General features: G+C 72.7%; 13 protein-coding genes. 10 read left to right on the top strand and 3 right to left on the bottom strand.

From position 1 onward, the window contains the following. Positions 1-10: 10 nt before the first annotated feature. The 3 genes from ACH34S_RS01450 to ACH34S_RS01440 all read left to right on the top strand — a co-directional run bounded on the left by ACH34S_RS01450 (position 11) and on the right by ACH34S_RS01440 (position 2,009). The gene (locus ACH34S_RS01450) at positions 11-802 is read left to right on the top strand and encodes an acetate uptake transporter family protein (RefSeq protein ID WP_395950505.1); all 792 of its coding nucleotides are present in this window, start codon (positions 11-13) and stop codon (positions 800-802) included. 120 nt (positions 803-922) lie between these two features. Further along, positions 923-1,108 (top strand): hypothetical protein, encoded by a 186-nt coding sequence (locus ACH34S_RS01445; protein WP_395950504.1) that lies wholly within the window; start codon positions 923-925, stop codon positions 1,106-1,108. A gap of 103 nt (positions 1,109-1,211) precedes the next feature. Beyond that, positions 1,212-2,009, top strand: a complete 798-nt coding sequence (locus ACH34S_RS01440) for a maleylpyruvate isomerase family mycothiol-dependent enzyme (RefSeq protein WP_395950503.1) — start codon at positions 1,212-1,214, stop codon at positions 2,007-2,009. Here ACH34S_RS01440 and ACH34S_RS01435 read toward each other — a convergent pair. After that, a complete protein-coding gene (locus tag ACH34S_RS01435) occupies positions 2,006-2,527 on the bottom strand; it encodes a nuclear transport factor 2 family protein (protein WP_395950502.1) in 522 nt (173 codons plus the stop codon). The two genes, ACH34S_RS01440 and ACH34S_RS01435, sit on opposite strands and share 4 nt — an antisense overlap. Next, a complete protein-coding gene (locus ACH34S_RS01430) occupies positions 2,524-3,399 on the bottom strand; it encodes a TIGR03619 family F420-dependent LLM class oxidoreductase (protein ID WP_395950501.1) in 876 nt (291 codons plus the stop codon). The genes ACH34S_RS01435 and ACH34S_RS01430 overlap by 4 nt, the downstream gene beginning before the upstream one ends. Before the next feature lie 177 nt (positions 3,400-3,576). Here ACH34S_RS01430 and ACH34S_RS01425 point away from each other — a divergent pair, with 177 nt between their 5' ends. Beyond that, the gene (locus ACH34S_RS01425; RefSeq protein WP_395950500.1) at positions 3,577-4,473 is read left to right on the top strand and encodes an IclR family transcriptional regulator; all 897 of its coding nucleotides are present in this window, start codon (positions 3,577-3,579) and stop codon (positions 4,471-4,473) included. 18 nt (positions 4,474-4,491) lie between these two features. Here ACH34S_RS01425 and ACH34S_RS01420 read toward each other — a convergent pair whose 3' ends face one another. Beyond that, a complete protein-coding gene (locus ACH34S_RS01420; protein WP_395950499.1) occupies positions 4,492-5,103 on the bottom strand; it encodes a flavin reductase family protein in 612 nt (203 codons plus the stop codon). Positions 5,104-5,324: 221 nt separating this feature from the next. Here ACH34S_RS01420 and ACH34S_RS01415 point away from each other — a divergent pair, with 221 nt between their 5' ends. The 6 genes from ACH34S_RS01415 to ACH34S_RS01390 are packed head-to-tail and all read left to right on the top strand — an operon-like array spanning position 5,325 to position 12,523. Next, complete coding sequence (locus tag ACH34S_RS01415; protein ID WP_395950498.1) at positions 5,325-6,191, top strand: alpha/beta fold hydrolase; 867 nt, start codon at positions 5,325-5,327, stop codon at positions 6,189-6,191. A 3-nt stretch (positions 6,192-6,194) separates the two neighbouring features. Beyond that, positions 6,195-7,862: an FAD-binding protein gene (locus ACH34S_RS01410; protein WP_395950497.1), complete on the top strand. Its 1,668-nt coding sequence runs from the start codon at positions 6,195-6,197 to the stop codon at positions 7,860-7,862. Then, positions 7,859-8,878, top strand: a complete 1,020-nt coding sequence (locus ACH34S_RS01405) for a 2Fe-2S iron-sulfur cluster-binding protein (RefSeq protein WP_395950496.1) — start codon at positions 7,859-7,861, stop codon at positions 8,876-8,878. The genes ACH34S_RS01410 and ACH34S_RS01405 overlap by 4 nt, the downstream gene beginning before the upstream one ends. Before the next feature lie 2 nt (positions 8,879-8,880). After that, the gene (locus tag ACH34S_RS01400) at positions 8,881-10,083 is read left to right on the top strand and encodes an acyl-CoA dehydrogenase family protein (RefSeq protein WP_395950495.1); all 1,203 of its coding nucleotides are present in this window, start codon (positions 8,881-8,883) and stop codon (positions 10,081-10,083) included. 30 nt (positions 10,084-10,113) lie between these two features. Continuing rightward, positions 10,114-11,022, top strand: a complete 909-nt coding sequence (locus ACH34S_RS01395) for a VOC family protein (protein ID WP_395950494.1) — start codon at positions 10,114-10,116, stop codon at positions 11,020-11,022. Positions 11,023-11,026: 4 nt separating this feature from the next. Continuing rightward, entirely contained in the window at positions 11,027-12,523 is a 1,497-nt protein-coding gene (locus tag ACH34S_RS01390) for an FAD-dependent oxidoreductase (RefSeq protein ID WP_395950493.1), read from the top strand. Positions 12,524-12,647 lie beyond the last annotated feature (124 nt).

Here is a 12,647-nt window from a genome sequence, read left to right as displayed (position 1 = left end):
GGAAGCGCCTATGGCCAGCGAGCGCACCGAAGCGGCGGCGCCGGCCCATGGCGCCGCGGCGGCGGCCCCGGGCAGGGGCGCCGACATGCCCGGCGAGCACGCGCTCTGGGAGGAGCGGACCCGCATTTCCCTCCAGCCCATCGCGGCACCGTCCATCCTCGGGCTGTTCGGGTTCGCGGGCGCGACCGCGATGGTCGGGGCCTGGCAGGCCGGCTGGTACGGCGACGCCGGGACGCCGCTGGTCCTGTGGCCGTTCGTGCTGACGTTCGGCGGCCTCGCCCAGCTGCTGGCGGGCATGTGGGCCTACCGGGCGCGCGACGGCCTCGCCACCGCGGTGCACGGCATGTGGGGCGCGTTCTGGCTCGCGTTCGGCCTGCTGTTCATGCTGGTCGGCATGGGCGCGTACCCGGTGGAGCAGGCTCCGGTCCTCGGCGGCCTCAGCGAGGGCTTCGCGTTCTGGTTCATCATGCTGGCGGTGATCACCGGCCTGTGCGCGATCGCCGCGCTGGGGGCGAACCTCGCCATGGCGCTGATGCTGGCGGTCCTCGCCGCGGGCGCGGGCTTCACCGCGGCCGGCTTCTGGGCCCCGTCCAACTGGTCGCTGGACGTCGGCGGCTGGCTGTTCGTCGCGTCCGCGGTCCTCGCCCTGTACGCGGCGGCCGCGATGATGTTCGAGAACACCTTCGGCCGGACGATCCTGCCCACCTTCAAGACGCGCACCAAGAGCAAGGCGCCCGCGCGCCGCGGGGCCCGGCCGATGGAGTACCGGCACGGCGAGCCTGGAGTGAAGATCGGCCAGTGAGCCCGGTCGATCATCCGGCCGGGCACCGGCCGATCTGGTGATCTCCGGCGTTTCGCCTTGACATTCCCGTTGCCCTATCCTGTGCCGATCCAGCACGACCCGGCTCGGAGGGGAGCGGGAATGTCATCGGCCGTCCGGCGGACGTGGCGGCGCCTCGTCCAGACGTACCACCTGCTGTGCGCGCGGGACGACGCCGCCGCGCACGGCTACAGCGTGCCCAGCGGCGTGTGGGCCTGCGTGCGCTGCCACCAGCCCCACCTCGAACTCGCGGCCCTCCACCAGCACCTCCGCACCGAACACCCCTGACGCGCACCGGCGCGTCCCGGTGTGTTCCGGTGTGTTCCGGACCACTGACGCGTTCCAGCGCGCAAGGACGCGTCGTAGGCTCGGGAGCCGATGGAGGGCTGACATGGACGAGCCGATGCGCACCAACACCGCCGCCTACGAACAGACCGTCCGGTCGACGCTCGCGCTCGCCGCGACGCTGGGCGACGCCGACTGGCACCTGCCGACCGAATGCCCCGGCTGGACGGTCAAGGACCAGTTCGCCCACATCGTCGGCGTCGAGCTCTCGCTGCTGGGCGAGCCGGAGCCCGACGTCGAAGTCCCCGAGTTCGATCATGTCCGCAACGACTTCGGCCGGTGGCTGGAGGCCGCGATCCACGTGCGCCGCCCGGTGCCCGGCCCCGTCGTCGCCGCGGAGCTCGCGGACGCGCTGGAGCGCCGCCTCGCCCAGCTCCCCGGCCTCGACCCCGACCGCATCGTCATGTGCCCGGACGGGCGCGAAGGCCCCTACAGCCGCCTCGTGAAGTTCCGCGCCCTGGACTGCTGGACGCACGAGCAGGACATCCGCCGCGCCGTCGGCCGTCCCGGCAACCTCGACGCCCCGGCCGCGCACTCCTTCTGGGAGCTGATGAGCGCCGCCCTGCGCCGCATCGTCGCCCGCCCGGGGAAGGCGGAGCCGGGCCAGTCCGTCGCGTTCACGATCTCCGGCCCGCCCGACTTCCGCGCGGCCGTCCAGGTGGACGGCGACCGCCGCGGCCAGTGGGCCGAACCGGACGAGCCGACCACCGAGCTCTCCATGGACCTGGAGAGCTACGTCCGCCTCACCGCCGGACGCTGCACCGCCGACACCGTCAAGGTCCGGATCGACGGGGACGCGGAGCTGGCCGGCCGGGTCCTCGCGAACATGGCCATCACGCCCTAGCTCTCGGCCGGCGGCGGACGGTGCCGCACGGCCCCCGGGAAATGGGCGGCCAGCAGGCCGGGGGACTCGTCGCGGCCGTCCAGGACGCGGCTCGTCCGGTCCGTGACGCGCCAGCCGGACGGGGTGCGCCGCAGCCGCCACCGGTTCGCGGTGGCGCGGCGCAGCACGAACCCGTCCGCCCGGTTGACGATCATGAGCGTGTAGCCGATCGCCGTCGCCTCGTCGCCGGACGCGGAGACGGTGACGTGCGGCGGCCCGGCGACATGCGCGCAGCCGCCGCCGATCCAGCCCTGGTGCCCGGCCGACCGGACCATCGCGTCGATCTCGTCCCGTCCGGTCATCAGGATCTCGTCGACGTCGTAGACGCCGTCCTCGTCCCAGAGGGCGGCGACGTCACCGGCGCAGCCGCTGTCGACCAGCGGCCCGTACGACAGGATCAGCCGGGTGATCTCGCGCTCGTCCTCCAGCAGCCGAAGCCGCTCCTCCAGAGCGGCGAGCCGGCCTTCGAGGTCGGTCACCGCTCCTCCTCGAAGGTCAGCCCGTACGGCCCGGCGAGTTCGCGCAGCGCGGCGAGCTGCTCGCGGTAGTGCGCGGGCGACGAGGACGCGAGCCGGACGCCCGCGATCGTCGCCCCCGCCTCGCGCAGCCGCGACAGCGCGGTACCCGCGGCGTCCGGCTCGCCGCCCGGGTCCAACGGGCGCGGCGGCCCGAGCACCACGTCGAACCCGGCCGGAAGATCGCAGGACGCGAGCATCTCGGCGAGCGTCCCGAGCGGCAGGCCGAACGGGGCCCAGCCGTCGGCGGTCAGCGCGCGGCGCAGCGACCGTCCCGTCCGGCCGCCGATCCACAGCGGGACCCGCTCCTGGACGGCATGCGGCTCCACCACCAGCCCGGAGAAGTCGTAGTGGGTGCCGTGGTATTCGGGCATCCGCCGCGACAGGGCCGCGCGGAGCGCCGCGAGGGCGTCGTCGGCCCGCTCGCCGCGGCCCGCGAACGGGGCGCCGAGCAGGTCGAACTCCTCCTCCAGGCTGCCGACGCCGAGGCCGAGCGTGAGCCGCCCGCCGCTGACCCGGTCGAGCGTCCCGTACCGCTTGGCGATGGCGAGCGGATGGTGGTATCCGAGCACCAGGACGTGGGTGGCGAGCCGGATGCGGGACGTCCGGGCGGCGAGGTGGCCGAACGTCGCGAGCGGGTCCCAGTACACGCCGCCGCGCCGCTCGGCGGCCCCGGCGGGGACGGCGACGTGCTCGCTGCAGGTGAGGTGGTGGTAGCCGAGCCGGTCGGCGGTCTCGGCGATCCGGCCGATGTCCTCGATGCCCGCGTCCCGCTCCCACGCGGCGGGACCGGGCGGCGGCTGCGCCACCACCGGCGTGACGATGCCGACGCGCATCGTTGCTCCCCTCGTCGTAGAAAAACGTTCTATCACGCGGTTTCGAACACACCAGGCGCCGGGTGAGGCCCCGCAGCCCCTGCTGAGCACGTGTTACCGGCCCTCTTCCCAGAAGACCAAGCGGTTGCTAGATTCCAGATAACAAGAATTCATTTCAGTCACGCTCCGGGAGGTGCGATGACCGAGGTCATGACGGCGCGGGATCCGGCGGCTCCGGTGCGGCGGGAGTCGCCGCCGTCCATGATCGAGCGGATGACGCTGATCCTGGACGCCTTCAGCGGCCCCTCCGCCCGGCTGACCCTGGAGGACGTCGCGCGCCGCACCGGGCTGCCGCGCTCCACCGCGCACCGGATCCTGGACCAGCTCGTCCGGCAGCGCTGGCTCGCGCACCACGCGTTCGGCTACGGCCTCGGGAACCGCGCGCTCGGCCTCGGCGGGCGGGACGGCGGCCACGGCAAGGTCCGCGAGGCGGCGGCGCCGCTGCTACACGAGCTGCAGGTCACCACCGGGCTCGTCGCGCATCTCGCCGTCCTGGACGGCGCCGAGATCTACTACCTGGACAAGCTCGGCGGGCGGCTCGCCACGTCCGTGCCGTCCCGGGTCGGCGGGCGCGCCCCCGCGCACTGCACCGCGCTCGGCAAGGCGATGCTGGCGTGGCTGGAGCCTGAGCAGGTGGACGCGCTGCTCGGGCCCGAGATCACCCGGTTCACCGCCCGGACCATCGGCGAGCTCGGCACCCTCCACCAGGAGCTGCACCGGGTCCGGCAGCGCCGCGGGCTGGCGTTCGAGCGCGGCGAGTCCTATCCGGGCATCGCGTGCGTCGCGGCCGCGATCCGCGGCGCCGAGGGGCCCGTCGCCGGGATCTCCCTGGTCGGCGACATCCGCGCGCCGCTGGAGAACGTCGCGCCGCTGGTCGTCACCGCGGCCCGCGAGGCGTCGCAGATCCTGTTCCCCGGCTCGGGCGGGACGTCAGCGACCCGCGGCCGGCGCCGCGGCTCGGCGGCTCCGGCGACCTGGTCGCCGGAGACGATGAACCGGCTCCTCGCCGTGGACGGGCGCGGCGACTGGATGTGAGGCGCCGGTCCGGCGGAGTCAGCCCCAGCCCCACCGGTCGCCGATGCCCCACGGGTCGGGCGCGATGGGCGCGTCGGGCTCGTTGATGCCGAACCTGCTGCGGAAGAACACCATCGGACGCCGCCAGGCGCCGTCCCGGACGTCGTGCCGCTCGATGCCGAGCACCCGCCCGACCACGATCTCGTGGTCGCCGGCCTGGTGCACGTCGTGGACGGCGGCGTGCACGCCGAGCAGGACGTCCGGCAGCCGGGGCGTGCCCCATGGCGACACGTCCCAGTCCAGGTCCTCGAATTTCGTGCCCCGGCGCGACCCGAACCGCTCGCACAACTCGCGCTGCTCCTCGGCCAGCACGTTCACGCAGAACCGTCCGGCCGCCCTGATCCGCGGCCACGAACGGCCGCGGCGGTCCGCGCAGAACAGGATCAGCGGCGGTTCCAGCGACACCGACGCGAACGACTGGCACGCGAAGCCGACGGGCTCGCCGCCGTCGAGGGCGGTGACCACGGTGACGCCGGTGGCGAACTCCGCCATGGCCGTCCGGAACTCCGCCGGGTCCACGGCGGGCGTGGCCCCTACCGCGGCTCCGGGTCCGGTTCCGGCGTCTTCGGTGAGCGCTGGCTCGGCTGGCATCTGGTCACCTCGGGGGCTCATAGCGGTTTCCTCTTCATTTCTAACAAGTGATGCTCGATCGGCATTCGTTCAGGGTCGCCCTGAGATCCCGATCAGTGGAAGCGGGCGCGGCGCGGCGCCCTCGCGGGCGGGGCACGTCCCGCTGATCGGGATCGGCGGGACGGCTCGCCCGCCGGGCCGATTACGTTCCGGGCAAGCCACCCTCGGAGGACTGAGAGATCATGCCCACGGAGTTGACCTACGAGTCGACACTGCGCGAGCTCGCCACCGATCAGGGCGTCCTGCGCTACCACGAGGCCGGCGAGGGCCCGCCGCTGCTGATGCTGCACGGCTCGGGACCGGGCGTCACCGGGTGGCGGAACTTCCGCGGCAACCTCGCCCGGTTCGCCGAGCACTTCCGGTGCCTGGTCCTGGAGTTCCCCGGCTTCGGCGTCAGCGACCCGACCGGCGAGCACCCGATGATGGCCGCCGGGGGCGCCGCCGTCCGGTTCCTGGACGGCCTGAACCTCGCCCAGGTCGACGTGATCGGCAACTCGATGGGCGGGATCGTCAGCACGCAGGTCGCGCTCGCGCACCCCGACCGGGTACGGCGCCTCGTCACGATCGGCGGCATCGGCCGGAACGTCTTCAGCCCCGGCCCCGGCGAGGGCATCAGGCTGCTGATGGAGTTCACCGACGACCCGACCCGCGAGCGGCTGATCCGGTGGCTGCACTCGATGGTGTACGACCCGTGCCTCGTCACCGAGGAGATGATCGAGGAGCGGTGGCGGCAGGCCACCGACCCCGGCACGCTCGCCAGCGCCCGCCGCATGTACGGGTCGAAGGCGATGGCGGCGCGCGCGAAGGCGATGGCGAGCTCGGACGAGCCGCCCTACTGGGCGATGCTCCACAAGCTCAAGGCCAAGACGCTGATCACCTGGGGCCGCGACGACCGCGTCAGCCCCGTCGACATGGCCCTCATCCCCATGCGGACGATCCCCGACGTCCAGGTCACCGTCTTCCCGAACTGCGGACACTGGGTGATGATCGAGCAGAAGTCCGCCTGGGAGAGCGCCGTGCTGGCGTTCTTGACCATGAAGGACGACTGATCAATGTCGACCTGGGATCACGAGTACGACCTGGTCGTCGTCGGCAGCGGGGGCGGCGGGATGACGGCCGCGCTCACCGCCCACGACGCGGGGATGAGCGTGCTGGTCGTCGAGAAGGGCTCGAAGTTCGGCGGGTCGACCGGCATCTCCGGCGGCGGGATCTGGATCCCGAACAACCCGGTGCTGAAGGCGCGCGGCCACGACGACAGCCGCGAGTCGATCCGCCGCTACCTGGACCTCCTCACCCGGGGCCGCGTCCCGGCCGCCCGCCTCGACGCGTTCGTCGACAACGGCCCGGCGGCGATGGAGCTGATCTGCAGAAGCAGGTGGATGCGGTTCTTCTGGACGAAGGGCTACGCCGACTACCACCCGGAGCTGGAGGGCGGCCGTCCGCTGGGCCGGTCCATCGAGGCCGAGCCGTTCGACACCCGCAAGCTCGGCGCGGACGAGAAGCACCAGCGGCCGAACAGCATGAAGGGCCCGCTCGGCCTCTGGATCACCAGCAAGGACTACCACGACCTCGCGATGGCGAAGCGCACGTGGGCGGGACGGCGGGCGTCGCTGGTCGCGGCGTGGCGCGTGTCGTCCAACGTGATCCGCCGCCGCCACATGGCGACCGGCGGCCGGGCGCTCGTCGCCCGGATGCGGATGGCCCTCAAGGACGCCGGCATCCCGCTCTGGCTGAAGACCGCCATGACCGAACTCGTCACCGACGAGGAGGGCCGCGTCACCGGGATCGTCGCCGCCGGACGGGACGGCACGACCATGCGCATCCGGGCCCGTAAAGGCGTCCTCCTCGCGACGGGCGGCTTCGACCACAACCAGGAAATGCGCGACGCGTACCTCCCCAAGGGCGGCCAGGAGGACTTCGCGATGGGCGCCCGCGAGAACACCGGCGACGGGATCTGCGCGGGCGAGAGCCTCGGCGCCGCGCTGGACCTGATGGACGACGCCTGGTGGATGCCCGCCGTCCGGCACCCGGCCGGGGCGACGATCCCGCTGGTGTCCGAGCGCGCCATCCCCCGGCAGGTCATCGTGTCGCGGGACGGCACGCGCTTCACCAACGAGGCGGCCCCGTACGTCAACTTCGTCCACGACCAGCTCGCGGGCGGTCACGTCCCGGCCTGGTTCGTGATGGACGCCAAGGCCCGCGCCCGCTACCCGTTCGCGCAGATCCTGCCCGGCGCCCCGATCCCGAAGGCGTTCTACGACGCGGGCATCGCGGTCAGGGCGGACTCGCTCGCCGAGCTGGCGGGGAAGATCGGCGTCCCGGCGGCGGCGCTGATCGAGACCGTCCGGACCTTCAACGGGTACGCCCGCGACGGCAAGGACCCCGACTTCGGCCGCGGCGACTCCGCCTACGACCGCTACTACGGCGACCCGAACCTGAAGAACCCGAACCTGGACGTCCTCGACACGGCGCCGTACTACGCGTTCCGGCTGGAGGTCGGCGACCTCGGCACCAAGGGCGGCCTCGTGTCGGACGAGCACGCCCGCGTCCTGCGCGAGGACGGCACGGTCATCGAGGGCCTGTACGTGACGGGCAACTCGTCGGCGTCGGTGATGGGCAACGAGTACGCGGGACCGGGGGCGACGATCGGCCCCTCCATCGTGTTCGGCTACATCGCGGCCCGCCACGCCGCCGCGGCGCCCGCGGTGGAGCCGCGATGACGGGACTGAAGGCGCGGGTGGTCGACGTCGTCCACGAGACGGCGGACGCGCACTCGCTCGTCCTCGAACCCGCCGAGGGCGACCGGGACCGGTTCTCCTACCGTCCCGGGCAGTTCCTCACCGTCCGGGTCCCGGCCGAGGACGGCTGGGCGGCGCGCTGCTACTCGCTGTGCAGCTCGCCGCTCACCGACGACCGGCTGAAGGTGACGGTGAAGCGGGTGGACGGCGGTCTCGGGTCCAACTGGATCTGCGACAACGTCACGGCGGGCGACGTGCTGGAGGTGCTGCGCCCGGCCGGCACCTTCACGCCCTCCTCCCTGGACGACGACCTCCTCCTCGTCGCGGGCGGCAGCGGCATCACCCCGATCATGTCGATCCTGAAGTCGTGCCTCGCCGGCGGGACGGGCAAGATCGCCCTCCTCTACGCCAACCGGAGCGAACGATCCGTCATCTTCGCCGACGAGCTGAGGGCCCTCACGGAGGAGCACCCGGACCGGCTGACGGTCGTCCACCTCCTGGAGTCGGTGCAGGGCCTCCCGACGCCCGCCGTCATCCGATCTCTGGTCGGCCCGTACACGGGACGGCAGGCGTTCATCTGCGGCCCCGAGATCTTCATGGACCTGGTCACCGGCACGTTCACCGGCCTGGGCATGCGCGTGCACGTCGAGCGCTTCTTCTCCCTGGAGAACGACCCGTTCGAGGAACCCGAGGCCCCCGGCGAGCCCGCGCCCGGCACGGAGACCGGCGAGATCGAGGTCGAGATGGACGGCGAGACGCGGACGGTGCCCTGGCCGAGGTCCGAACGGCTCCTCGACGCCCTGCTGCGCGCCGGGGTGGACGCCCCGTTCTCCTGCCGGGAGGGGAACTGCTCGGCCTGCGCCTGCGTGGCGCTGGAGGGCGAGGTCACCCTGGACGCCAACGCGGTCCTCGACGAGCAGGACCTCGCCGACGGCCTCATCCTCGCCTGCCAGGCGCGGCCGGTCACCGACCGGCTGAAGATCACCTACGACGGCTGAACATGGACGGGAGACAGGCGATGGCGAACCGCGTGCTCGACGCGATCATGGAACGGGCGGAGCAGATCCGCGAGCTCGGCCCCGTCAACGAGGCCCTCGGCAGGCTGGCCGACAAGGCCGCGCGGGCGCTCCGCGAGACCGGCGTGATCCGGATGCTGCAGCCGGCGGCGCACGGCGGCCTGGAGGCGCACCCGCGCGAGTTCGCCGAGACCGTGATGGGCATCTCCGCGCTCGACGGCTCCACCGGCTGGGTAGCGGGCATCGTCGGCGTCCACCCGTGGGAGATGGCCTACGCCGACCCGAAGGTCCGCGACGAGATCTGGGCCGGCGACCCGGACGTCTGGATCGCCTCCCCCTACGCCCCGATGGGCATTGCCCGCCCGGTGGACGGCGGCTACGTGTTCAACGGCCGCTGGCAGTTCTCCTCCGGCACCGACCACTGCGACTGGATCTTCCTCGGCGGGATGCTCGGCGACGCGGACGGCAAGATGGCGCAGCCGCCCCGCTCCCTCCACCTGATCCTGCCGCGCTCCGACTACGAGATCGTCGAGGACTCGTGGGACGTCGCCGGTCTGAAAGGCACCGGCAGCAAGGACATCATCGTCAGGGACGCCTTCGTCCCCGCCTACCGGACGCTCGAGTACACCAAGGTCGTGGACGGCTCCGCGGCCCGCGACGCGGGGCTGACGAACCCGTCCTACCTGATGCCGTTCTCGTGCGTGTTCCCGCTCGGGATCACCTCCGCCGTCATCGGCATCGCGGAGGGCGCGCTGCACCATCACCTCGCCTACCAGCGGGGCCGCGTCCAGATCACCGGCACGAAGATCAAGGACGACCCGTACGTGCTGTACGCGATCAGCGAGGCCGCCGAAGAGATCAAGGCGTCCCGGACCGCGCTGCTCGACAACTGCTCGCGCGTCCACGACCAGGTCGCCGCGGGCCACGAGCCGACGTTCGCCGAGCGCGCCGCGGGCCGCCGCACGCAGGTCCGCGCGGCGTGGCGGGCGGTGCAGGCGATGAACGAGATCGTCGTCCGGTCGGGCGGGAACGCGATGCGCAGCGACAACCCGATCCAGCGGTTCTGGCGGGACGCGCACGTCGGCCTCGCCCACGCGATCCACGTGCCCGGCGCCGTCTACCACGTGTCCGCCCTCACCGACCTGGACATCGAGCCGCCCCAGGGCCCCATGCGCTCGATGATCTGACCCGACCGACGCAGAAGGGAGCGAGAGAGCATGACGCAGATCCGAGGGCTGGGATACCTGAAGGTCCAGACCCGCCACATCGAGCGCTGGCGCGAGTTCGCCCTCGACGGGCTCGGCTTCGCCGAGGGAAGCGGCCCCGACCCGGACGGCCTCTACCTGCGCATGGACGAGCGCCGCGCCCGCCTCGCCGTGCTGCCGGGCGAGAGCGACAAGGTCCTGGCCGTGGGCTGGGAGGTCCGCGACCAGTACGCGCTGGCCGCCGTCCGGGAGGCCGTCGAGAAGGCCGGGACGGCGGTGACCGCGCTGACCCCGAAGGAGGCCGCGGAACGCGACGCCGAAGAGGTCATCGCGTTCACCGACCCCGGCGGCACCCCCGTCGAAGTGTTCTTCGGACCCGTCCTCGACCACAGCCCCCTCCGCACCGGCTTCGCGCAGAAGTTCGTCACCGGCGCCATGGGAATGGGCCACGTCGTGCTGCCCACCCCGAACTTCGCCGAGACCGTGACGTTCTACAACGAGGTGCTCGGGTTCCTGCCGCGCGGCGCGATGAAGGTCGGCGGCGGCCACGTCCGGATCCGGTTCATGGGCGTCAACCAGCGGCACCACAGCATCGCGATCTGCCCCGCCCCGCACGACGGCGACCCGGGGCTCGTCCACCTGATGGTGGAGGTCGACACGCTGGACGCGGTCGGCATCGCGCTCGACGCCGTCACCGCGAGAGGCTTCTCGATCTCCTCGACGCTGGGCCGCCACACCAACGACAAGATGGTCTCGTTCTACGTCCGGGCGCCGGGCGGCTGGGACATCGAGTACGGCTGCGAGGGCACGCTCGTGGACGAGACGTACTACACCGCCGAAGAGATCACCAAGGACAGCTACTGGGGCCACGACTGGTCGGGCTCGGAACCGCTGGCCGCGTTCGTCCCGCAGGGGAAGTGAAGGCGTGACCTCTTCGGTCGAGCCGTTCGCGGCCCGCGACATCGGCGCCTTCGACCACGAATGCGACGTGCTCGTCGTCGGTTTCGGATGCGCGGGCGCCGCCGCGGCGTTCGAGGCGGCGCGGGCGGGCGCGGACGTCATCGTCCTGGAGCGGGCGAGCGGCGCGGGCGGCACGTCGGCGCAGTCGGGCGGCGAGCTGTACCTGGGCGGCGGCACCGAGATCCAGAAGGCGTGCGGCTTCGACGACGACCCCGGCGCCATGTACGCCTACCTGGAGGCGGCGCTCGGCCCGAACGCCGACACCGCCAAGCTCCGCCTGTACTGCGACGAGAGCGTCGAGCACTTCGAGTGGTTCCGGGCGCGCGGCGTGCCGTTCAACCCGACCTTCTACGACGCGCCGACGTGGATGCCGATGTCCGAGGACGGGCTGATGTGGCTGGGGGAGAACTCCTGGCCGTACAACACGATCGCCAGGCCGGTCCCGCGCGGGCACCGCCCGGCGGCGGCCGGGTTCGGCGGCGGCGTCCTCATGGCGAAACTGTCGGCCGCCGCGACCGGGGCGGGCGCCGCCGCCCACACCGACACGCTCGCGACGAACCTCGTCCTGGCCGACGACGGACGCGTCACCGGCGCCGTCGCCCGCAGGTACGGCACCACGGTCACCTACCGGGCCCGCGCGGCCGTGATCCTCACGACCGGCGGGTTCGCCGACAACGACGCGATGCTCGCCGACCACGCGCCGCTGCTGCTCGGGCACGGCAAGGTCAGCGACGGCCTCGACGACGGCTCCGGCATCCGGATGGCCACCGCGATCGGCGCCGCGACCCGCCGCATGGCGGTGGTGGAGATCGCGCTCACCGCCCTGCCCGCGATGGTGTGCCGCGGCATGCTCGTGGACGGTCTCGGCCGCCGATTCCTCAACGAGGACGTGTACCCGGGCCACTGGAGCGTCCACGCCGTGAAGCACCAGCCGGGCCCCTACTGGACGATCATCGACGAGGAGGGTTTCGAGGACGTCCCCGAGCCGGACCGCTGGGGCATCCGCCCCAAATACGTAACCGAGACCCTCGCCGAACTGGAGGAGTCGTTGGGCATGCCCGCCGGCTCCCTGGAAACGACGGTCGAGACCTACAACCGGCACGCCGCCGCCGGCGAGGACCCGTACTTCCACAAAGACCCGAAATGGCTGCGCCCCCTGAAATCGCCGTTCGCCGCCATCGATCCGCGCGCCGGCTTCTTCGGCACCGGCTCGGGCGGCTCGGGTGGCGGCGGGACGGGCTCCGCGACGGGCGCGGCCGGGTTCACGCTCGGCGGCCTGCACACCACCGTGGACGGCGAGGTCCTGAACAACTCGGACGTCCCGGTGCCCGGCCTGTACGCGGCGGGTCGCGCCGCGTCCGGCATGCACGGCGAGGGCTACGTCAGCGGCACGTCCCTGGGCGACGGCACGTTCTTCGGCCGCCGCGCAGGCCGTGCCGCAGGACGCGCCGCCGCCCGCTGAAGGGGGCCGCCCGGCCTCGCCACCATCGCCGGCCTCCGCACCGGGTGACGCCCCCGGCCTGGCCGGACGTGGCCATCCTCACACCCCTGCCTCCAGCCTGCGGCGCCGCGCCGATACGTCCAAC

The sequence above is a fragment of the Actinomadura sp. 3N508 genome (assembly GCF_044326375.1).
Lineage (GTDB): Bacteria > Actinomycetota > Actinomycetes > Streptosporangiales > Streptosporangiaceae > Spirillospora.
Note: the sequence above shows the minus strand (reverse complement) of the source record. Positions and strands in the feature narration are given on the sequence as shown.

Excerpts from the sequence above, each read along its gene's own strand:
- ACH34S_RS01440 (WP_395950503.1), top strand. The coding sequence starts at position 1,212 with ATGGACGAGCCGATGCGCACCAACACCGCCGCCTACGAACAGACCGTC.
- ACH34S_RS01425 (WP_395950500.1), top strand. The coding sequence starts at position 3,577 with ATGACCGAGGTCATGACGGCGCGGGATCCGGCGGCTCCGGTGCGGCGG.
- ACH34S_RS01420 (WP_395950499.1), bottom strand. The coding sequence starts at position 5,103 with ATGCCAGCCGAGCCAGCGCTCACCGAAGACGCCGGAACCGGACCCGGA.
- ACH34S_RS01430 (WP_395950501.1), bottom strand. The coding sequence starts at position 3,399 with ATGCGCGTCGGCATCGTCACGCCGGTGGTGGCGCAGCCGCCGCCCGGT.
- ACH34S_RS01405 (WP_395950496.1), top strand. The coding sequence starts at position 7,859 with ATGACGGGACTGAAGGCGCGGGTGGTCGACGTCGTCCACGAGACGGCG.
- ACH34S_RS01400 (WP_395950495.1), top strand. The coding sequence starts at position 8,881 with ATGGACGGGAGACAGGCGATGGCGAACCGCGTGCTCGACGCGATCATG.
- ACH34S_RS01445 (WP_395950504.1), top strand. The coding sequence starts at position 923 with ATGTCATCGGCCGTCCGGCGGACGTGGCGGCGCCTCGTCCAGACGTAC.
- ACH34S_RS01395 (WP_395950494.1), top strand. The coding sequence starts at position 10,114 with ATGACGCAGATCCGAGGGCTGGGATACCTGAAGGTCCAGACCCGCCAC.
- ACH34S_RS01450 (WP_395950505.1), top strand. The coding sequence starts at position 11 with ATGGCCAGCGAGCGCACCGAAGCGGCGGCGCCGGCCCATGGCGCCGCG.
- ACH34S_RS01415 (WP_395950498.1), top strand. The coding sequence starts at position 5,325 with ATGCCCACGGAGTTGACCTACGAGTCGACACTGCGCGAGCTCGCCACC.
- ACH34S_RS01410 (WP_395950497.1), top strand. The coding sequence starts at position 6,195 with ATGTCGACCTGGGATCACGAGTACGACCTGGTCGTCGTCGGCAGCGGG.